The organism is Leisingera sp. S232 (genome assembly GCF_049800895.1).
Lineage (GTDB): Bacteria > Pseudomonadota > Alphaproteobacteria > Rhodobacterales > Rhodobacteraceae > Leisingera.
In genome coordinates, this window is record NZ_JBNAFX010000003.1 from 176,228 (window position 1) to 197,337 (window position 21,110).

Sequence of the window (21,110 nt, forward strand, 5' to 3'; positions counted from 1 at the left end):
TTTTAGGTGCAAGAACGTTATTGCTTGACCACATCCACGACGTCATAGCCGGCGGTAAAGCCGCTAAGCGAGAGTTTCATCTCTACAACTTGGTTGGGAGCCGGTGCCGGACGCAGCGTAAGAACGGCTTCATTGCCCTTTTTAAAGGCGTCAATGTCGCCCTGGGTCAGACCGATCTGTGCCACACAGCCCAGCTGATTGCAGAAGGAGTAATTGTACCGCTTGGCCGGGGCACCATCGATAGAGATGGTCAATGCAGCTGGCAGCAGGGTCTCCAAGGGAACAATCACGGTGGCGCCCGCAACCGCTTGACCGCCTTGCTGATCAATGCGGAACATGGACACTTCTGCCATCGGGTTGCCTTGCGGCCCGTTCAGGATTTGCAGCAGTGAGCAGGGGTCGTTTTCGGCTTCGGTCCTGATACAGGCCAGATCCCAGTCGCCGTGCTTTTCTTTGGAGTACCGCTCACCTAGGTTGGGGCCGGCATCAACCGGTTCACCCAGATCCAGCAGCTGATCCGCGGTTGATCCTGTCTGCCCGGCGGTTTCCGCCCCGGTGGCCTGTTCGGTGGCACCGGATTCCTCGGCGGCGGTTTCCTGCGCTGCCAGCGGCGCGGTCATCGCAAGCACCGTGGCCAGCGTGATCGGGGTCAGGGACTTCAACATAAATGCCTCATTTTTCTAAAGACGCTGTTACTGCGTTTAGCACGCCGCCCGAGCAGTGTCAGGCCAATAACAAAGCAAAAGAGGGGAATTCCGCCCAAAGCGGCTCAACCTTGGAAGGTGCTGAAAGAATACAAAAAAGGGAACCATAAGGCCCCCTTTTTCGTATTTGCATCTCCCCGTCGGACTGGCCGACTTAGTTATTGCGTAGGAAGTTACGAAAGGGCTGGCCATCGGTCAACATTGAAGTTCAAAAAAATTCCTGCAGGACTGGATTTAGTGAAAATTGCGTGCTTCTGTCCGGCTTCCTGGTCGGCAATGCCCGTTTTGTAGGCAGGTTGCCAAAAAAAGGAGGCCGTGCACAAGGCACGGCCAGTCTGACAGGGAGGAAATGTCCGCCACGGCAACCGCATGTGCTGGGGCGGGCAAGAATTACTATCGCATCAAAAAGTTAACGTTGTATTGTTATCCACAGGAAAAAAATGGGCAGGGTAGTTATGGCAGACAGCTTATTCATCGGCGGCGGCGGGGAAGAATATGGAGACAGGCAAGGACTGTCCCTGAAATATGCCAACCGTCATGGGCTGATCGCTGGTGCAACCGGCACAGGCAAGACAGTGACCTTGCAAATCCTGGCAGAAGGATTTTCGAACGCAGGCGTGCCGGTGATCCTGGCCGATGTAAAAGGAGACCTGTCGGGGCTGGCGAAGGCGGGCACAGAAAGCCACAAGCTGCACGGGGCATTTACTTCGCGAGCGGCCAAAATTGGTTTTGCAGATTATGTATATCATGCCTGCCCGGTGACCTTCTGGGATCTGTTTGGTGAACAGGGCCACCCGGTTCGCACCACCCTGGCCGAAATGGGACCCTTGCTGCTGGCCCGACTGCTGGAGCTGAGCGAAGCGCAGGAAGGTATCTTGAATATCGCCTTCCGGCTTGCCGACGAGGAAGGCTTGCCGCTGCTGGATCTAAAGGACTTGCAGGCGCTGTTGGTCTGGATCGGCGAAAACCGGAGCCAGCTATCGTTGCGTTACGGCAATGTCTCGACGGCCTCGATTGGCGCTATTCAACGGCGCCTGTTGGTGCTGGAAAATCAGGGTGGTGCGGGTCTGTTCGGCGAACCGGCTCTGGCACTGAGCGATCTGATACGCTGCGACGCGGCCGGCAAGGGTATGGTCAATATTCTGGCGGCGGACAAACTGATGGCGGCGCCGGGGCTTTATTCCACTTTCCTGCTGTGGCTTTTAAGCGAGTTGTTTGAGGAGCTGCCGGAAGTTGGCGATCCTGACAAGCCAAGGCTGGTGTTTTTCTTCGACGAGGCGCACCTGCTGTTTGAGGACGCACCAAAGGCGCTGATTGACAAGGTGGAGCAGGTCGCCAGGCTGATCCGTTCCAAAGGTGTTGGTATCTATTTCATCACCCAGAACCCTGCAGATGTGCCGGAAGACATTCTGGGGCAGCTTGGCAACCGCATCCAGCACGCGCTGCGTGCCTTTACTGCCAAAGACCGCAAAAAGCTGCGGCTTGCAGCGGAAACCTACCGGGAAAACCCGCGGTTTTCGACGGAAGACGCCATTCGTGAAGTCGGCGTTGGCGAAGCGGTGACTTCGGTGCTGCAAAAGAAAGGGGTGCCTGGCGTGGTGGAACGCACGCTGATCAGGCCGCCAAGTTCACAGCTTGGTCCGATAACGGCGGATGAGCGTAGACGGATGCTGAAAGCATCTGACATGGCCGGAAAATATGACAATCCCGTGGACCGGCGTTCGGCGTATGAAATACTGGCCCAGCGGACCCAGGCCGCAGCCCAGGAGGCACAGGCGGCAGAAGCAGTAGCAGAGGAAGCCCCGGAACCCGCAGCACGTGAGTTTAACGCTGCCAGGCGTTATTCCGGTTCAAGGGTTAGCCGGTCCACCTCTCGGTCCTACCGGAAAAAGGATACCTTTGCCTCTGCCATGTCCGAGGCGGTGATAAAGGAGCTGAAAGGAACCACCGGACGCCGCATTGTCCGGGGTATTCTGGGCAGTTTGTTCAAGGGGCGCTAGGGCTCGCGCCGCAGAAACAGCTCCAACAGCAAGAGCCAGCGCAGAAAGCGTCCCGGACAGCCCAAAAGCCAGCTGAAGCGGTACCAGAACGGGAAGCGCTGCGCCGAACAGCATCTGCAAGGACACCGTTGCATTGGCCCAGGACGTGCCAGAGGTAACAAGATATGTCTGCTCAGGCAGATGGTTGCCCAATCCCCGGACGGCGAAGTCCGCCGCGTAAAAAGCCGACAGGAAGCGCGAGCAGTGCCAGAAAACAAGGGCCGCGGTTTTCACCGCGACCCTCTTGTCAGATTTACTCTGAAGACTGTGTGGCGCAGGAGCCATCCCGATGATGCGGACTATTTCTCCGGGATCAGGCCGCGCGGGCTGAACCTGAGCACCAGAAGCAGGATCAGCCCCATGGTGAACAGCCGCATGTGCGACGCGCTTTCCAGCAGATGCGCTTTCAGGGCGCTGCCTTCGGCCATGCCAGAGGTCACCAGCTCCATCAGCAGGATGCCCATTGGCTCCACTTTGATCCAGAAGAACCAGATCAGCATGCCGCCCAGCACTGCGCCAAAGTTGTTGCCGGAGCCGCCGACAATCACCATCACCCAGATCAGGAAGGTAAAGCGCAGCGGGTTGTAGGTGCCCGGAGTCATCTGGCTGTCCAGCGTGGTCATCATTGCACCGGCGATGCCGCAGATGGCAGATCCCAGCACAAAGATCTGCAGATGGCGGCGGGTCACGTTTTTACCCATCGCTTCGGCAGCCGTTTCATTGTCGCGGATTGCACGCATCATCCGGCCCCAGGGGCTCTTGAGCGCCATCTGCGCCATCCAGAGAAGCACCAGCAGAACCGCAGTGAACATCAGCGCATAACCTGCCTTCACATAGATCGTTGAAGCCAGAACCGGGTCCAGACCAAACCCCACAGCGCGCTCGACAAAGCCCGGATCGTTCTGCAGATCCACCTCATAAGGCAGCGGCCGGGGTAGGCCGACCACGTTTTTCACACCGCGCGACAGCCAGTCCTCGTTCTTGAGCACAGCAATGATGATCTCGGCAATCCCCAGCGTGGCAATCGCCAGATAATCAGAGCGCAGCCCCAAAGCCGTCTTGCCAATCAGCCAGGCAGCCCCGGCGGCCAGCAAACCGCCTGCGGGCCAGGCCAGCAGTACCGGCAGGCCCAGGCCGCCGATATTGCCCTGCAGGGCCGGGTTGATCGCCTCGACTGAGCCGACAGCCGGATCAAAGATCGCGCGGTAGACAAAGAAGCCCACGATTAGCACTGCAAGCAAAACAGCGGTGCGCAGCTTGCCTGCGGGCAGGAACTTGGTGATCATGACGGCCGACACGACGGTCAGCGCACCCATCACCAGTGCCATGACGATGCTGATACCACCGGACGACCAGGCCGCCGGGATCACCGGGGTCGACACCAGCACAACTGCCAGCCCACCAAGCGCGGTAAAGCCCATGATGCCGACGTTGAACAACCCGGCAAAGCCCCATTGGATGTTCACGCCAATGGCCATGATGGCCGAAATCAGCCCCATGTTCAGGATCACCAGCGCCGAGTTCCAGGACCCGGAGAAGAACAGAAAGTCGGTCATGCCCTCGAGCACGATCATCACGCCGACAAAGACGAAAAGAAGGGTATGTTTCATGGTCTCGGTCATACCGCTTTCCCTTTGAAAAGGCCGGTGGGCTTGAACAGGAGGACAACAATCAGGATCGCAAAGGAAACAGCGAATTTGTAGTCGGTGCTGAGAAGCTGAACCAACCCGTCCGGCGCCAGGCTGTCCGGCAGGCCGTAGTTCAGAACCTTTTTCCAGGCATAGGTGATCGTCACCTCAGAAAACGCGATGATGAAGCCGCCGGCAATGGCCCCCAGCGGGTTGCCGAGGCCACCCACAATGGCGGAGGCAAAGATCGGCAGCAGCAGCTGGAAATAGGTGAAGGGCTTGAAAGACTTGTCGAGGCCGTAAAGCACACCTGCAATGGTCGCCAGCGCCGCGACGATCATCCAGGTGTACATCACCACGCGCTCCGGGTTGATGCCCGACAAGAGCGCCAGATCTTCGTTATCCGAATAGGCCCGCATGGATTTTCCGGTGCGGGTCTTGTTCAGGAACCAGAACAGCACCGCCACCACGATGATTGCGGTGATCACGGTGATGCCTTGGGTTGTCTTGATCGCCAGTCCTTCATTGAGGCCGGTCATCTGCTTGAAGGTGCGCGCCTTGATGATGAAACGCTCGCCGTCGGCAAACCGCTGGTCGCCGGGGCCGATGATGAAACGCACGATGCCGTTCATCATGAACATCACACCCAGCGAGACCATGACAAAGATCACTGGTTTCGCCTTTTGTGCGCGGTAAAACCGGTAAACGGTCTTGTCAGTCAGCAGCGCCAGGCCGATGGTGCCCAGAATGCCAAAGGGCAGGGCCAACAGTGCCGTCGGCAACGGGCCTGCACTGATCCCCATAGACTGAAACAGCCAGGTGATCAGGATCGTGACCATCGCGCCAAACGCCATGGTGTCGCCATGGGCAAAGTTCGAGAACCGCAGGATCCCGTAGATCAGCGTCACCCCCAGCGCACCGAGCGCCAGTTGGCTGCCATAGGCCAGCCCGGGGACAACAACAAAATTGGTAAGCGCCACGAGGGCGTTGAGAAGATCCATCAGGAAGCCACCTCTACTGCGCCGCAGGTTCCGACATAAACCATGTAATCCTCATTTCTGAAACGGATGTCCCAGAGGGCTTCGCCTTGCGGGCTTATCGTGATTGTTTCTTTCGAGACGCCTGTCTTGAAGAAGTACTCGACTGCGCCGTTATCGAAAGACTTGGCACGGGCTTTGTAGTCACCGCTGCCATCCACGATTACGCGTCCACTGCGTTTTCGGTGAGCAACAGTTACCTGTAAGGCCACATCAGCCCTCTGCATGCCTTCGTTTGTTACTTTTGCAACGTGATCGAAGAGGCAGCCGTGCTGCAGCGGAGCAGCTTGGAGTGTGCTGGAAACCGCTACTATTACACCTGTGCTCAAAACAGTAAGCAAACCGTCGCGGTGAGTTAACCGGGGTAGGAACATCCTTCACCCTCCCAGGAACGACTTGCGCACTTCGGGATCGCCCAGCAGCTCTTTGCCAGTGCCGGTATAGGCATTGCGCCCCTGCACCAGAACATAGCCTTTGTCCGCGATCTCAAGCGCTTGCTTGGCGTTCTGCTCCACCATCAGGATCGGCAGCCCGGTGCGGGCGACCTCGATGATGCGGTCGAACAGCTCATCCATCACGATGGGGGACACACCCGCCGTGGGTTCATCCAGCATCAGCACTTTGGGCTTGGTCATCAGCGCGCGCCCCACTGCCACCTGCTGGCGCTGGCCGCCGGACAATTCGCCCGCGGGCTGGTTGCGCTTGTCGCGCAGGATCGGGAACAGGTGATACACTTGCTCCATCGTGTCCCGGAAATCATCAGTTCGGATAAAGGCGCCCATCTCCAGATTTTCCTCCACCGTCATCGACGTGAAGATATTGCTGGTCTGCGGCACAAATCCCATACCCTTGACGACCCGGTCCTGCGGCGACAGTGCAGTGATATCCTCGCCGCCCAGCCGCACCGTGCCTGAGTGCACGTTCAGCATCCCGAAAACCGCCTTCATGGCAGTGGATTTTCCGGCCCCGTTCGGGCCCACGATCACAGCGATTTCGCCGGGGTTCACGGCAATGGTGCAGTCATGCAGGATATCCGGCCCCTTACCGTATCCGCCTGTCATGCAGTCGCCAATCAGGAATGGTTCAGACATTCGCTGCCCCTTTCATCTTTCTGAAAAAACTCCGGGGGAGCCGCGCAGCGGCGGGGGCAGAGCCCCCAAAGGCAGCAGGCCAATCCATCACGCGTTTTCCAGCTTGTCTTTGTTCTTCAGGCCAGTGCCCAGATAGGCTTCGATCACGTGCTCATTTGCCTTGATCTCGTCCAGGGTACCTTCGGCCAGCTTCTTGCCCTCGGCCATGCAGATCACCGGATCGCAGAGACGACCGATGAATTCCATGTCGTGCTCAATGACGACAAAGGTATATCCGCGTTCTTCGTTCAGGCGCTTGATGGCGTCGGCGATGGTATAGAGCAGGGTGCGGTTCACCCCGGCGCCGACCTCATCCAGGAAAACGATTTTGGCGTCCACCATCATGGTGCGGCCCAGTTCCAGCAGCTTCTTCTGGCCGCCGGACACCTGGCCCGCTTTCAGATCCGCGATGTGGCTGATGGTGAGGAACTCCAGCACCTCATCCGCTTTGGCCCGCAATGCGCGTTCCTCGTCGGCAATCCGCTTGCGGCCGAACCAGGTGTTCCACAGGGTTTCCCCCGATTGCGCACCCGGCACCATCATCAGGTTCTCGCGGCAGGTCATCGAGGAAAACTCATGCGCAATCTGAAACGTGCGCAGCAGTCCCTTGTGGAACAGCTCATGCGGCGGCAGGCCGGTGATATCCTCGCCATCCATGGTAACCCGGCCTGAGGTCGGTTCCAGAACACCCGCGATAACGTTGAAAAGAGTGGTTTTTCCTGCCCCGTTCGGGCCGATCAAACCTGTTATGGACCCCTTAGCGATTTCCAGCGAGGCGCCGTCAACCGCGTGGAACCCGCCGAAGTGCTTGTGCAAGTCCTCGACGACGATCATGTCATTTCATCCCCTGCCGCAGTTTTGCGGCGTTTTTAGCTTTGACCAGCCCGGGCGGAACCCGGACTGATCTTTTTCTTTACTTTACAGGTGGTTATCAGCGGAATCGAAGGGTCTCGTTCTTGCCGCCCTTCACTTCGATCTCACGGTAGGAGCCTGCGCTCTCACCTGGGCCAATCAGTTCAACGCCGGTTGCACCCTGATAGTCGATCTCACCACCGGCGGCGAGGATTTCCAGCGCCTTGCCCAGCTCACCCGGGTTGATCGGCTCGCCCGGTGCGTTTGCCACATCCAGGATCTTGCCGACGTAATCCGCCGGGTTGGTGGAGTTGGCAGCCTGCATCGCCAGCATGAACAGCGCCGCTGCGTCATAGGATTCAGACGCATAAGCAGAGGTGCCGTCAAAGCCGCGCTCTTTTGCCATTTCAGCAAAGATTTCTGCACCCTTGCTGTCGGAGCCCGCGATCTGGCCAAAGGAGCCGTCGAGGTCTGCGCCAACGTTTGCAGGCAGGCTGTCGCCGATCATGCCGCCGGGCAGGCCAAAGGTGTCAAACGCACCGGAATCCAGCGAACCCTGGATGATGCCCAGGCCGCCCTGATCCAGATAGCCAGCCACAACCAGAATATCGCCGCCAGCGGATGCCAGCGCGCCGACTTCCGCGGAATAGTCGCCTTTGCCATCTTCATGGGCGGTCACAATGGTGACTTCGCCACCAACGCCCTCGAACGAAGACTGGATCGCATCCGCCAGGCCCTTGCCGTAGTCGTTGTTGGTGTAGGTCAGGGCGATCGAGTTGATGCCGCGCTCTTTCAGGATCTCGGCCATCACCTGGCCTTCACGGGCGTCCGACGGTGAGGTGCGGAAGAACAGGCCGTTGTCTTCCATGGACGACAGGCCGGGCGAGGTGGCGGACGGTGAGATCATCACCATGCCATTCGGGATCGCCACATTCTGCAGGATCGCGCCGGTCACGCCAGAGCAGTCGCCGCCGATGATGCCGTTGACGCCTTCGGCAACCAGTTTCTCGCCGTTTGCCACGGCCAGCCCGTTGTCGATGCATCCGGTGTCAGCGCGGACCGGGGTCACGGTGGCGCTGTCCAGCAGCTTGCCGGACTTGGTGACTTCTTCCATTGCCAGCTCAGCGCCGTCGCCCATAGCCGGGGCCAAGGATTCAATTGGGCCGGTGAAGCCGAAAAGCACGCCCAGTTTCACTTCCTTGGCGTGGCCGCCGGCATAAGCGGTGCCAGCAGTCAGTGCAGCAGCCGCGGTGGCCATCAGCAGTTTCTTCATTTGAGAACTCCCATTGTTGGAACAAAATGTTCACATCGGACCCTAGGCAAGCCGTCTGAAAAAGAAAAGTCCCGTTGAGGCGAGAGATTTCAAAGAGTCCGTCCCGTTTTTCTCCGCTATTATCAGTTTTTGAGTTGCGGAACTGGACATGTTTTAAGTCTAAAATAACAGAAAAGGAAGTAGAAATGTTGCGTCGGTTACTTATGTTGACGTCCTTGGCTGTTATGATGCCGTTTTCTGATATAGTTCAGGCAGATACACTGGACAGCAGCGCCGGTGAGCTGCGCGTTCAGAAGATGGTCGGCGGATTTGACGTTCCCTGGGCATTTGCTTTTCTGCCCGGCGGTGGCCTTCTGGTAACGGAACGTGAAGGTGTTCTTTTTTACGTCAAGGATGGCAAAAGGAATCAGATCTCTGGCCTTCCTCCAATACTGGCTGATGGGCAGGGTGGTCTGTTGGACGTGATGGTGCCGCAAGATTTTCTTGTCAGCCGGGAAGTCTTTCTGACCTTTTCCAAGCGTCAGGGGCAGGGAGCGGGAGCGGCACTGGCCTCTGGCCGCCTGAGCCAAGACAACACGGCTCTGACCGGCCTGCGCATTCTATTCGAGGCTGCGCCTGGTGCCCGGGGCGGGCGCCATTTCGGCTCTCGCGTGGTTGAAGCACGGGATGGCTCTCTGTTTATCTCTCTGGGCGAGCGCGGCGACCGCTCCAGTGCACAAGACCTGCGCCTGCATCAAGGCTCGGTGGTGCGGATCAGCAGGGACGGTTCGGTGCCGTCTGGCAATCCGTTTGCAGGGCTTGACGGGGCGCAGCCTGAAATCTGGTCCTACGGACACCGCAATCCTCAAGGCATGGCGCTGGACCAGCGCGGCGCGCTCTGGGTGGCAGAACATGGGGCAAAAGGCGGTGATGAAGTGAACCGGGTGCGCAAGGGTGCCAACTATGGTTGGCCGGTGATTTCTTACGGGCGTCATTACTCTGGCGCGAAAATCGGTGAGGGGAGGGCGAAAGATGGCATGGAGCAGCCGGAGTGGCACTGGGACCCATCCATGGCGCCCTCTGGCATGCTGGTCTATTCCGGCCGGATGTGGCCGGAATGGCGGGGTGATATCTTTGTCGGTTCGCTCAAGTTCGACTATATCTCCCGGCTGTCCGGCAGGCCACTAAGGGAGGCAGAGCAATTGCGCAGCAGCCTAACCGGGCGCATCCGCGATGTGCAGGAAGCGTCCGATGGCAGCATCTGGTTCGCGTCAGAAACAGAAGGAGCGCTTTTCAGGATTGCCCGGTAGGCAGAGCGGCCGTCCGGTCTGTTACGTCTTGTATGCCGCCGCCTTGCTGCCGCGCTCGCGGTAGGGGGTGGTGTCATAGTGGGCCCGGTAGCATTTGGAGAAATGCGACGGAGACGCAAAGCCACAGGCCAGCGCAACATTGATCACGCTCATGTCGGTCTGCATCAGAAGATTGCGCGCTTTCTGCAGCCGCAGCTCCATATAATAGCGCTTGGGGGAGCGGTTCAGATAACGGCGGAACAGCCGCTCCAGCTGACGAGTGGACATGCCCACATCCTGCGCCAGGATCGAAGGGCTGATCGGCTCTTCGATATTGGCTTCCATCATCTGAATGACCATTGACAGCTTGGGGTGGCGCACCCCGATGCGGGTCGGGATCGACAGACGCTGGGTGTCCTGGTCGGTACGAATAGAGGAATAGATCAGCTGGTCGGCAACCGAATTGGCAAGATTCTCGCCCTGGTCATTGGCAATCAGCTTGAGCATCAGGTCAATCGATGATGTGCCGCCAGCAGTCGACAGCCGGTTGCCGTCGATGACGAAAACCGACTTCGCCAGTTCCACCTCGTCGAATTCCTCGCTGAAACTGTCGGCGTTTTCCCAGTGAATGGTCGCACGCTTGCCGTCCAGCAGCCCGGCTTTGGCCAATGTATAGGACGCGGTGCACAAGCCGCCGACCATCAGGCCCTTGCGGGCCTCGCGCCGCAGCCAGGACAGGATTTTCTTGGTCGAAGAGTCCTGAACGTCAATGCCACCGCACAGCATGATGGTATCGTCACGCTGCAGCTCACAAAGATCCGAATCAAGCTTGAAGACAGTGCCGGCAGAGCAGGTTACGGTATCACCCCCTTCGCCAACCACGGTCCAGGTGTACAGTTCTTGCCCGGCCATTCTGTTCGCGATCCGCAGCGATTCCATGGCGGCCGAAAAGCAAAGCAGGGTGAATTTGTCGAGCAGAACAAATACAAATCTCTTTGGCTGGCTTACGGCGGTTCCAGATACAGCAGGCTTGCGCGGCGTCTGCATGGCGAGCGTCCTTCAAGAAACGAGTCAGGCCGCGAGAGCACTGTCCGCGGCGGGTCAGAAAACCGTGCTCACAGCTTGGCTCCGGGGTCAAGTCTCCGCAATTCTAAACTGGCCTCTCTGCAGCGGATTTTGTATAGAGCGCCAACAATATTCTAAAGACCTCTGATGCGGAGATAAAGTCATGAGTGAATGGCAAAAAACGGACTGGCGCAGCAAGCCGCGGGTTCAGATGCCGGACTATACGAATGCGGCTGCGCTGAACGCTGTCGAAGCTCAGCTTTCGAAGTATCCGCCGCTGGTCTTTGCCGGCGAAGCGCGGCGCTTGAAACAGAACCTGGGGGCAGCCGGGCGCGGCGAGGCGTTTTTGCTGCAAGGCGGCGACTGCGCCGAAAGCTTTGACCAGTTTTCCGCTGACGCGATCCGCGACACCTTTAAGGTGATGCTGCAGATGGCAATGGTGCTGACGTACGGCGCCAAGGTGCCAGTGGTGAAAGTCGGTCGCATGGCGGGTCAATTTGCCAAGCCACGCAGCGCGCCAACTGAAACAATTGATGGCGTGGAACTGCCCAGCTACCGCGGCGATATCATCAATGAACTGGATTTCACTGCCGCAGCCCGCATTCCTAACCCGAAGAAAATGCTGCAGGCCTATACCCAGGCCGCGGCAACCCTGAACCTGCTGCGCGCATTTTCTACCGGCGGTTTTGCCGATATGAGCCGGGTTCATTCCTGGACCCTGGGCTTTACGGATGAGCAGGAAGTCCAGAAATACAGCGAAATTGCCACCCGCATTCAGGACACGATCGACTTTATGGCAGCGGCTGGCATCACTGCCGACACGACCCATGAATTCTCGACTGTCGATTTCTACACCAGCCACGAAGGCCTGCTGCTGGAATATGAAGAGGCGCTGACCCGTTTGGATTCCACCTCTGGCAAATGGTTGGCGGGGTCTGGCCATATGATCTGGATCGGGGACCGCACCCGCCAGCCGGACGGCGCCCATGTGGAATTCTGCCGTGGCGTGTTGAACCCGATCGGCCTGAAATGCGGCCCGACCACCACGGCTGAAGATCTGAAGGTGCTGATGGCGCGCCTGAACCCGGAAAACGAAGAGGGCAAACTGACCCTGATCGCACGCTTTGGTGCCGGCAAGGCAGGGGAGCATTTGCCGCGTCTGGTCAAAGCTGTGAAAGAAGAAGGTGCCAAGGTCACCTGGGTCTGCGACCCGATGCATGGCAACACCATCAAGTCTTCCACAGGCTACAAGACCCGGCCTTTCGACAGCGTGTTGCGCGAAGTGCGCGACTTCTTCGGTGTTCACAAGGCAGAGGGTACCATTCCCGGTGGCGTGCATTTTGAAATGACCGGCCAGGACGTGACCGAATGCACCGGTGGCGTGCGAGCGGTGACGGATGAGGACCTGAGCGACCGCTACCACACTGCTTGCGACCCGCGCCTGAACGCCAGCCAGTCGCTGGAACTGGCCTTCCTGGTCGCTGAGGAACTGTCTGCCCTGCGTGCAAGCCAGACAACCCGCCAGGCCGGCTGACGTCAGGCGAGGTTTCCCTTGCCGTAAAAAAGGCGCCCCGGGGGTTCTCCCACGGGGCGCAGTCAGTTCAAGCAGCTATGACCTTGTACTTGAATTGGAATTTCACTGGGTGCAGGACCAGGATCAGTCGCGGCTGACCACCAGCCGCAAATGCGGTGCGCCTTTGCCCTTGGCAGGTTCCGGTTTGGGCGGTTCCGCTGCCTTGCCTGCCCGGCTGCGGTCCAGCAATGCCTTGGCTTCATCCAGCAGCGTCTGCTCCGGTTTGAAGCGGGCCTGGGTTTCCGCAAAGCCCGGGTTGGGCTGGATGGCTTCGGCGCGGGCCTCTTCCTTGCTGTCTTCCCGCGGCTTGGCCTTAAACGCAGGGGCGCCTTCGGGTTTGCCAACGGCGCGCATTTCGATAGACGTGATGGAGAACCGTTGCGATGTCACCGATGTGGCGTCATCCGCCACAAGCACCCCCAGCACACGGCTGATGTCACCCAGATCGCTGCGCAGGGGCAGCAGAAGCATGCGGGCTTCACGTGGTGTTTTCAGGCGCGGGCCTTCGACCTGCAGTTCAAGCTCCACCGTGGCGGGTGTGTCAAACATATGCTCCATCGCGCTGCTCAGCTGTTTGCGCGCATCTGCGGTGAAGAAGGCGGTCACTGGCATGCCACGGACTTCCATGCCGGCCATCTCATTGACCAGCGAGCCGGCCAGGCGGAAGCGGGCAATGCCCGGTGCGATGCGTTCCAGAATAAACGTGTTGCTCAGGATGTTTTCCAGCCCGCGCGGATCAATTTGCGAGCGGCTGGGCACATCATCGCCGCGGCGCAGTGCTGTCCAGTAAGCCTCTGCCTGGCGCAGGGGCGACAGAGTTCCGCCTTTGCGAAAGCGGTCCATCGACACAACGTTGCCCTGTCCGCCAGATTTACCGTCTTTACTGCGGCTGCCAAAAATCATTTCATCTTCCCCTGCAACGCCGGTCATCCCTTGCGTCTAGTGCAGCTTCTTGCTGCATTAAGACTTAGGGCCGGTTTGGTTACCCTGAAGTTAAGATGCCACAATATAATTCAAATTTGGACTACTTCTTTAAGCAATGGTTAACAGACTGGCCCGACCTGTTTTGCTATTGCGCTTGCACCCTGTCGTTCGCAGACGGTACAGCAGGTAGACGGCAGTGATCAGGGGGCCTTTTTATGACTATCCGCAGCATGACCGCCTTTGCTTCGGCGCAGGGCAGTTCCGGGCAGCACAGCTGGAGCTGGGACATTCGCTCTGTCAACGCCAAGGGGCTGGATGTTCGGCTGCGAATCCCGGATTGGCTGGAAGGTCTTGAAAACACAACACGGTCTGCGCTGACCAAGGCGCTTGCAAGGGGGAATGTCTCCCTGGCGCTGCGTATCACGCGCACCGAAGACAGTGCCGGGCAGGTGCAGGTCAACGCGTCCGTTTTGCAATCTGTGGTCAAGGCACTGGGAGAGGCGCAGTCCGTTGCCAGCCAGAACCGGGTTGAGATCAGCCCGGCCACAGCGGCTGAGCTTTTGTCCTTTAAAGGTGTGCTGGAGCAGTCAGCAGGCGATGATGATCCGGGGCCTTTGGTGGCCTTGCTTGGCAAGGAACTGGAAACACTCGTGGCGGAGTTTGTCCAGATGCGCGAGGCAGAAGGCGCTGCGCTTGCCACAATCCTTAACGGCCAGCTGGAGCAGGTCGCTGCCCTGACAGTCCAGGCAGAGGAGCGTGCAGAAGAGCGCAAGGTCAAGATGGCTGAAACGCTGAAGGCCAATCTGTCCCGAGTAATGGAAAATGCCGAAGGCGCCGACCCGGACCGGGTGGCGCAGGAATTGGCGCTGATCGCAGTGAAGGCTGACGTCACAGAGGAGCTGGACCGTCTTGGCGCCCATGTGGCCGCAGCACGGGATCTGCTGGGGAAGGGCGGCGCAGTGGGCCGAAAACTGGACTTTCTGATGCAGGAGTTCAACCGCGAGGCCAACACATTGTGCTCCAAAGCCCAGCACAGCGGCTTGACGGCGGTGGGGCTTGAGTTGAAAACCGTGATCGACCAGATGCGCGAGCAGGTGCAGAACATAGAATGAGAAAAGGAGTGCCACGATGGCAGACCGCCGCGGCCTTTTGATTATCCTCTCGTCGCCTTCGGGCGCAGGCAAATCTACCCTGGCCCGCCGCCTGATGGCCTGGGATCCGGGCCTTGCCTTCTCAGTTTCCGCAACCACCCGCGCGCCGCGTCCCGGCGAGGAGCATGGTCGTGAATATTATTTCATGTCAGAGGACGAATTCCGCCAGAAGGTTGCAGAAGGCGGCATGCTGGAACATGCCCATGTCTTCGGCAACTTCTACGGCTCACCCGCGGGGCCGGTGAAAGACACGATCGAGGCTGGCCAGGACGTGCTGTTCGATGTCGATTGGCAAGGCGAAATCCAGATCCGCAATTCGGACCTTGGCAAACACGCGCTGTCTATCTTTATCCTGCCGCCGTCGATCGCTGAACTGCGCCGCCGCCTGGAAACCCGCGCCCAAGACAGCGATGAGGTGATCGGCAAGCGGATGCAGAAAAGCTGGGATGAGATCAGCCACTGGGGCTATTACGACTATGTTCTGGTCAACGATGACCTGGACGAGACCGAGGCCAGGCTGAAAACCATCGTCGAGGCCGAACGAATGCGCCGCATACAGCAGCCCACGCTGCAGGATCATGTCCGCACCCTGCAAACCCAGTTCGAGGAGCAGTCATGACACTTTATGCTCTTGGAACGCATCAGCCTCAGCTCCATGAGGACACGTGGGTTGCTGCTGATGCCAACCTGATTGGCAAAGTGGTAATGGAAGCGGGGTCCTCGGTCTGGTTCGGCGTTACAATCCGCGCCGACCACGAGGAAATCCGCATCTGCGAAGGCGCCAATGTGCAGGAAAACGTGGTGATGCATATCGATGCGGGCTATCCGCTGACCATCGGCAGAAACTGCACCATCGGCCACAAGGCGATGCTGCATGGCTGCACCATTGGCGAGAACTCCCTGGTGGGTATGGGCGCAACTGTCCTGAATGGTGCGAAAATCGGCAGGAACTGCCTGATCGGTGCTGGCGCTTTGATCACCGAAAACAAGGAGATCCCGGACAACTCGCTGGTGATGGGCAGTCCCGGCAAGGTGGTTCGGGAGGTGGACGCGGCGCTGGCTGAAAAGCTCACTCAAAGCGCACTTCTTTACCAGGACAACATGCGCCGGTTCCGGGCAGAGCTGAAACCGCTGTAACCGGCGGGTTATGAAACATCCGCTTTACATTGAGGCGCTAGACAGGCGGGGATCTTAACTGCGGGGACCAGATGACAACGGATCTGATAGACGGGTTTCTGGCGGCGATTCCGCTGCCTGCTGTGATGGTCGACCAGACCGAACGCTTCATTGCCATCAACAGCGGTGCTGAGATACTGCTGGGGCAGGGGATCAGGGGGCGCCACTTTGCCACTATCCTGCGCCAGCCCAGCGTGGCCTCCGCGATCGAGGCCTGCCTGCAAGACAAGCAATCCCGTACTGCGCGGCATCTGTCCAACGACGGCGCGCAAGAGGCCACGTACACAGTCACTCTGCGCTATGTGTCTGGCATTGGTGCGGTGGGCGGCGGCGCGGTTCTGGCCTGTTTCGACGATACCACCGAACGCGAGCAGGCCGGCCAGATGCGCCGGGACTTTGTCGCAAATGTCAGCCATGAACTGCGCACGCCCCTGACTGCCCTGATCGGATTCATTGAAACCCTGCGCGGGCCTGCCAGGGATGACGCTGCCGCCCGCGACCGGTTTCTTATGATCATGGAAGGTGAGGCCAGCCGCATGAACCGCCTTGTGGGCGACCTCTTGTCGCTGAACCGGGTCGAAAGCGAAGAACGCGTGCGTCCCAAAGAACAGGTGGACCTGACCGGACTTCTGGACTCCACCCTCAAAACGCTGGCGCCGGTGGCTGAGGCGCGCAGCACTGTGTTGACCCTGGATGCACCGGAAGCCTCGGTCTTTGTCACCGGAGATCCGGATCAACTACAGCAGGTGTTCATTAACCTGGTGGAGAACGCAGTGAAATACGGCGGCGATCAGGTGCGGGTCGTGTTGACCCATACGGACCGCGATCCGTCGGTGCGCGCGGCCGCCGCGCTGGTTCAGGTGATCGACAACGGCCCGGGAATCGCTCCCATTCACCTGCCGCGGCTGACCGAACGTTTTTACCGCGCCGACAGCCACCGGTCCCGAGAGATGGGCGGCACTGGCCTTGGCCTGGCGATCGTCAAACATATCGTCAATCGCCACCGCGGACGGTTTCGGGTCGAAAGTGAACTTGGGCAAGGTTCTGTTTTCACAGTGGTTTTGCCGGATTAATCTATTCCCGCATGCCGATCTGTAGCCGCCGCCGCCGCTTTTCCACGGCGGCGGCTTTGCCGTTTGTATCAGATTTTTTCTGCCGAGCCCGGCTTTGTCATACAGCCGTTACATGGCTGTCACAAAAGCCTCATCAGCGGCTTCTAGGAGAGGCGGCAAGATCATCACGGGGTGATCGACCTTTGAAACTCTTGGAGACACAAATGTCCTTTGTGAAACTGACCGCTTCCGCTCTGGCGATTTCCGCCGTTTCCGCCACCGCAGCCGCCGCGCGCGATCAGGTGCAGGTTGCAGGTTCGTCCACCGTTCTGCCTTACGCCTCCATCGTGGCAGAAGCCTTTGGCGAGAACTTTGATTTCCCGACTCCGGTTGTCGAATCCGGCGGCTCCTCTGCCGGGCTCAAGCGTTTCTGCGAAGGTGTGGGCGAAAACACCATCGATGTCGCGAACGCGTCGCGCCGCATCAAAGACAAGGAAATCGCGGCTTGTGCCGAAAACGGCGTGACCGATATCATCGAAGTCCGCATCGGCTATGACGGCATCGTTTTTGCCTCCGACATCGGCGCCAATTCCTTTGAATTCACTCCAACCGACTGGTTCCTGGCCCTGTCCGACAAGGTGCTGGTTGACGGCGAACTGGCCGACAATCCGAACACCACCTGGGCTGACGTAAACCCGAACTTTCCGGCTGTGGACATCCAGGCCTTCGTGCCGGGTACCAAGCACGGCACCCGCGAAGTGTTCGAAGACAAAGTGATCCTGGCGGGCTGCGAGGCCACCGGCGCGTTTGATCAGCTGCTGGCCCAGGCTTCAGGCGACACCGACAAGGCCAGGCACAAAGCGGCTGAGAAAGCCTGTATCGCCCTGCGCACTGATGGCAAATCGGTAGACATCGACGGCGACTACACCGAAACCCTGGCCCGGATTGAGTCCAACAAGGACGGCATCGGCGTCTTTGGCCTGGCGTTTTACGAGAACAACACCGACAAGCTGCAGGTTGCCACCATGTCTGGTGTGGAGCCCTCGACCGAAAGCATTGCAACCGGCGAATACCCGGTCTCCCGCCCGCTGTTCTTCTACGTCAAGCAAGCCCACATCGGCGTGATCCCCGGCCTGAAAGAATATACCGAGTTCTTCGTCGCTGACGAAGTTGCAGGCGAAGACGGCCCGCTGGCCGAATACGGTCTGGTTGCCGACCCGCAGCTGACCGAAACCCAGGAAGCGGTTTCCAATGAGACCGTGATGGACGGTAACTCCTGAACAGGCCTGCCTGTGATCTGATCCTTGCCGGGGCGGAGCCATCCTCCGCCCCGGCGCAATCTTACTGCGGCAGGGCTGCCGCTGCTTAAACGCCACTGCCAAAACCGGAGCCTTTCATGCCCACTTTCTGGCTTGTTGCCCTCCTGCTTGCGCTCTCTGCCGCGGGGTACTATGGCGGCCGCCGCCGTGCGATTGCCACTGCCGCGGGCAATGTCAAAGATCTTCATTCGCTGCCATCCTATTACGGCTACCACGTGGCGCTTGCGGCTTTTGTGCCGTCTATCGCGGCGCTGGCCGTCTGGCTGCTGGCCCAGCCGGTGTTCATTGAAACCCGGGTCTCGGGTATGATCCCGGCAGAGGCAATCCCAGAAAGCTCTTCCATCGGTCTGGTGATGAGCGACGTGCGCCGGGTTGCCGAAGGGCTGGATTTGGCAGTGGAGCAGGGGCTTTTGACCCCCCGTGAGGCGCGCAATGCCAGCGCAGGCGCGCAGGACCTGCGTGCCCTGATGGGCGAGGTGGGCGTGGCCCTTGGCTCCAAGGTGCGTCCAGAGGCGCTGAGCGCTGCCCAGGCGTATCGCAACCTGTCCCAAAACGGTCGCGACGCCATGACGGCGGTTGTGGCGCTGCTGGCGATTGGTGGTTTTGTCTTCGCCTACATGCGCATCCACAAGGATTTTCGCGCCCGCAATGTCGTAGAGCGCGCGGTGCTGGCGCTCTTGATCCTGGCCGCCTCGCTGGCGATCCTGACGACGGTCGGCATTGTTCTGTCGATGCTGTTTGAAACCAAAAACTTCTTTGGCCTGCATTCCTGGACCGATTTCTTCTTCGGCACCACCTGGGCTCCCAACTTCCGCGGTGGCAGTGAACTGTCGATCCTGCCGCTTTTGTGGGGCACGCTTTACATCTCCTTGATCGCGCTGCTGGTGGCGGTGCCGGTCGGCCTGTTTGCCGCCATATACCTGTCGGAATACGCCAGTGGCGCCGTGCGCGCCTTTGCCAAGCCGCTGTTAGAGATCCTGGCGGGCATTCCCACCATCGTCTACGGCCTGTTTGCGCTGCTGACCGTAGGCCCGGCGCTGGCCGATCTCTTTGGCAAGGGCGGGCTTTTGGGGGTCGAGTGGATGGCTGGTGCCACCTCTGTTTTGACTGCCGGTCTGGTGATGGGCATCATGCTGATCCCCTTTGTGTCCTCGCTGTCCGATGACATCATCAACGCGGTGCCGCAGGCGATGCGCGACGGCTCTCTGGGCCTTGGCGCGACCAAGTCCGAAACCGTGCGCCAGGTGGTTTTGCCGGCAGCTCTGCCAGGCATCGTCGGCGCGGTGCTGCTGGCCGCCTCACGCGCGATCGGCGAGACCATGATTGTGGTGATGGGGGCCGGGGCGATTGCCAAGTTCTCTGCCAATCCGCTGGACTCGATGACCACCATCACCACCCGGATTGTCAGCCAATTGACCGGCGACACCGATTTTGCCAGCCCGGAAACGCTGGTTGCCTTTGCCTTGGGTCTGACCCTGTTTGTTCTGACCCTCGGCCTGAACGTCCTGGCGCTGTATATCGTGCGCACATACCGGGAGCAGTACGAATAATGACTGACCTCAGCCAAAACACCTCTGGCACCGCGCCCCGTAAACACGGCGGTTCGCTACTGGAACAAAGCCCGCATACCAAAAAGCGAAATGCCGCGGAAACCCGGTTCAAGGCCTATGGTATCGCCGCCATCGCAGCAGGTCTGCTGATGTTGGCTGTCCTGGTGACCACCATTGTTGGAAAGGGCACCGGGGCGTTCCAGCAGACCTTTGTCACTCTGCAGGTCGACCTTCTGGAACAGAAGCTCGACAAGAAGGGCAACCGCGATCTGGCTGACATCAAGAAGGTCACAACCTTTGGCTATGCGCCGATCATCAAGGGAGCCATGACCAGCGTGGTCGAGGAGCTGGGCATCGAGACCGGTCTCAAGGCCAAGCAGCTGGCGGCAATTCTGTCCAAGGACGCTGCCGCCCAGCTGCGCGAATATGTGATCGCCAATCCGGATCAGATCGGCCAGACAGTGGAGTTCCGCTTCCTCGCCTCCAGCCGTGTCGACGGCTACATGAAGGGTCGGGTTACCCGGGCTAGCATTGAGCGGGACAAGAACATTTCGCCGGAACAGCTTGATATTGTTGATGCCTTGGCCGTCGCTGGTGCGCTGGAGAAGACCTTTAACCTCGACTTCATTCTGGGCGCGGATGCCTCTGATGCCCGCCCCGAAGCGGCCGGTATCGGTGTCGCCATGCTGGGGTCACTGTCCATGATGCTGGTGGTGCTGGCGCTGGCCCTGCCGATTGGTGTGGCCGCCTCGATCTATCTTGAGGAGTTTGCGCCGCAGAACTGGCTCACCGACATGATTGAGGTGAACATCTCCAACCTTGCTGCGGTGCCGTCGATTGTGTTTGGTATCCTCGGCCTGGCCGTGTTCATCAACTATATGCACCTGCCGACCTCGGCACCGCTGGTGGGCGGTCTGGTGCTGACACTGATGACACTTCCGACCATCATCATCTCGACCCGCGCCGCGCTGAAAGCTGTTCCCCCGTCGATCCGCGATGCCGCGCTGGGTGTCGGCGCGTCAAAGATGCAGGCCGTGTTTCACCATGTGCTGCCGCTGGCCGCTCCCGGCATTCTGACCGGCACCATCATCGGCCTGGCGCAGGCACTGGGAGAAACCGCGCCGCTGCTGCTCATTGGCATGGTCGGCTTCATTGCCTCCAATGCGCCGGAAACCCTGGCGGACGGGCTGCTGGCCCCGAACTCTGCCATGCCTGCCCAGATCTACGAATGGGCCAAACGCGCTGACCCGGCGTTCTATGAACGCGCCTGGGGTGGCATCATCATTCTTCTCATCTTCCTGGTGACCATGAACACGCTTGCCGTGATCCTGCGCCGCCGCTTTGAACGCCGCTGGTAAGGGGGCATAGT

The 21,110-nt window shown here is 59.4% G+C and carries 19 protein-coding genes; 10 read left to right on the plus strand and 9 right to left on the minus strand.

The window, feature by feature from the left end; genetic code table 11:
• Nucleotides 1-17: 17 nt before the first annotated feature.
• On the minus strand, nt 18-665 hold the full coding sequence (locus ACP151_RS03720; RefSeq protein WP_424977511.1) for an invasion associated locus B family protein: 648 nt from the start codon (nt 663-665) through the stop codon (nt 18-20).
• 494 nt (nt 666-1,159) lie between these two features.
• On the opposite strand from ACP151_RS03720, the gene ACP151_RS03725 reads away from it, so the two are divergent.
• A complete protein-coding gene (locus ACP151_RS03725; protein WP_424977512.1) occupies nt 1,160-2,704 on the plus strand; it encodes a helicase HerA-like domain-containing protein in 1,545 nt (514 codons plus the stop codon).
• 338 nt (nt 2,705-3,042) lie between these two features.
• Here the strand turns inward: ACP151_RS03725 and ACP151_RS03730 are convergent, their stop codons facing one another.
• From ACP151_RS03730 to ACP151_RS03755, 6 genes are all read right to left on the minus strand, one after another.
• On the minus strand, nt 3,043-4,365 hold the full coding sequence (locus ACP151_RS03730) for a branched-chain amino acid ABC transporter permease (protein WP_424977513.1): 1,323 nt from the start codon (nt 4,363-4,365) through the stop codon (nt 3,043-3,045).
• Entirely contained in the window at nt 4,362-5,372 is a 1,011-nt protein-coding gene (locus tag ACP151_RS03735) for a branched-chain amino acid ABC transporter permease (protein WP_424977514.1), read from the minus strand. The genes ACP151_RS03730 and ACP151_RS03735 overlap by 4 nt, the downstream gene beginning before the upstream one ends.
• The gene (locus ACP151_RS03740; protein ID WP_424977515.1) at nt 5,372-5,782 is read right to left on the minus strand and encodes a hypothetical protein; all 411 of its coding nucleotides are present in this window, start codon (nt 5,780-5,782) and stop codon (nt 5,372-5,374) included. Before ACP151_RS03740 ends, ACP151_RS03735 begins: the two co-directional genes overlap by 1 nt.
• A 3-nt stretch (nt 5,783-5,785) precedes the next feature.
• Nucleotides 5,786-6,499 (minus strand): ABC transporter ATP-binding protein, encoded by a 714-nt coding sequence (locus tag ACP151_RS03745; RefSeq protein WP_424977516.1) that lies wholly within the window; start codon nt 6,497-6,499, stop codon nt 5,786-5,788.
• 87 nt (nt 6,500-6,586) lie between these two features.
• The gene (locus tag ACP151_RS03750; protein WP_424977517.1) at nt 6,587-7,372 is read right to left on the minus strand and encodes an ABC transporter ATP-binding protein; all 786 of its coding nucleotides are present in this window, start codon (nt 7,370-7,372) and stop codon (nt 6,587-6,589) included.
• A 97-nt stretch (nt 7,373-7,469) separates the two neighbouring features.
• Nucleotides 7,470-8,663, minus strand: coding sequence for an ABC transporter substrate-binding protein (locus ACP151_RS03755; protein ID WP_424977518.1), 1,194 nt, complete (start codon nt 8,661-8,663; stop codon nt 7,470-7,472).
• Nucleotides 8,664-8,890: 227 nt separating this feature from the next.
• Here ACP151_RS03755 and ACP151_RS03760 point away from each other — a divergent pair, with 227 nt between their 5' ends.
• Entirely contained in the window at nt 8,891-9,952 is a 1,062-nt protein-coding gene (locus ACP151_RS03760) for a PQQ-dependent sugar dehydrogenase (protein WP_424977519.1), read from the plus strand.
• A gap of 21 nt (nt 9,953-9,973) precedes the next feature.
• Here ACP151_RS03760 and ACP151_RS03765 read toward each other — a convergent pair whose 3' ends face one another.
• Complete coding sequence (locus tag ACP151_RS03765; RefSeq protein ID WP_424977520.1) at nt 9,974-10,978, minus strand: GlxA family transcriptional regulator; 1,005 nt, start codon at nt 10,976-10,978, stop codon at nt 9,974-9,976.
• A 181-nt stretch (nt 10,979-11,159) separates the two neighbouring features.
• Between ACP151_RS03765 and ACP151_RS03770 the strand changes: the two genes are divergently transcribed.
• On the plus strand, nt 11,160-12,530 hold the full coding sequence (locus tag ACP151_RS03770; RefSeq protein ID WP_424977521.1) for a class II 3-deoxy-7-phosphoheptulonate synthase: 1,371 nt from the start codon (nt 11,160-11,162) through the stop codon (nt 12,528-12,530).
• A gap of 123 nt (nt 12,531-12,653) precedes the next feature.
• On the opposite strand, the gene ACP151_RS03775 is transcribed toward ACP151_RS03770, so the two are convergent.
• Complete coding sequence (locus tag ACP151_RS03775; RefSeq protein ID WP_424977522.1) at nt 12,654-13,472, minus strand: PAS domain-containing protein; 819 nt, start codon at nt 13,470-13,472, stop codon at nt 12,654-12,656.
• Between the two features lie 236 nt (nt 13,473-13,708).
• Between ACP151_RS03775 and ACP151_RS03780 the strand changes: the two genes are divergently transcribed.
• The 7 genes from ACP151_RS03780 to pstA all read left to right on the plus strand — a co-directional run bounded on the left by ACP151_RS03780 (nt 13,709) and on the right by pstA (nt 21,099).
• Nucleotides 13,709-14,605, plus strand: coding sequence for a YicC/YloC family endoribonuclease (locus tag ACP151_RS03780; protein ID WP_424977523.1), 897 nt, complete (start codon nt 13,709-13,711; stop codon nt 14,603-14,605).
• 16 nt (nt 14,606-14,621) lie between these two features.
• Complete coding sequence (gene gmk, locus ACP151_RS03785) at nt 14,622-15,263, plus strand: guanylate kinase (protein WP_424977524.1); 642 nt, start codon at nt 14,622-14,624, stop codon at nt 15,261-15,263.
• On the plus strand, nt 15,260-15,781 hold the full coding sequence (locus tag ACP151_RS03790) for a gamma carbonic anhydrase family protein (RefSeq protein ID WP_424977525.1): 522 nt from the start codon (nt 15,260-15,262) through the stop codon (nt 15,779-15,781). Before gmk ends, ACP151_RS03790 begins: the two co-directional genes overlap by 4 nt.
• A gap of 71 nt (nt 15,782-15,852) precedes the next feature.
• Nucleotides 15,853-16,893 carry a sensor histidine kinase gene (locus tag ACP151_RS03795; protein ID WP_424977526.1) on the plus strand — a complete coding sequence of 347 codons (1,041 nt, stop codon included), beginning with the start codon at nt 15,853-15,855 and terminating at the stop codon, nt 16,891-16,893.
• A gap of 203 nt (nt 16,894-17,096) precedes the next feature.
• On the plus strand, nt 17,097-18,152 hold the full coding sequence (locus ACP151_RS03800) for a substrate-binding domain-containing protein (protein ID WP_424977527.1): 1,056 nt from the start codon (nt 17,097-17,099) through the stop codon (nt 18,150-18,152).
• Nucleotides 18,153-18,268: 116 nt separating this feature from the next.
• Complete coding sequence (pstC, locus tag ACP151_RS03805) at nt 18,269-19,741, plus strand: phosphate ABC transporter permease subunit PstC (RefSeq protein WP_424977528.1); 1,473 nt, start codon at nt 18,269-18,271, stop codon at nt 19,739-19,741.
• Complete coding sequence (gene pstA, locus ACP151_RS03810; protein WP_424977529.1) at nt 19,741-21,099, plus strand: phosphate ABC transporter permease PstA; 1,359 nt, start codon at nt 19,741-19,743, stop codon at nt 21,097-21,099. The genes pstC and pstA overlap by 1 nt, the downstream gene beginning before the upstream one ends.
• Nucleotides 21,100-21,110: the final 11 nt, after the last annotated feature.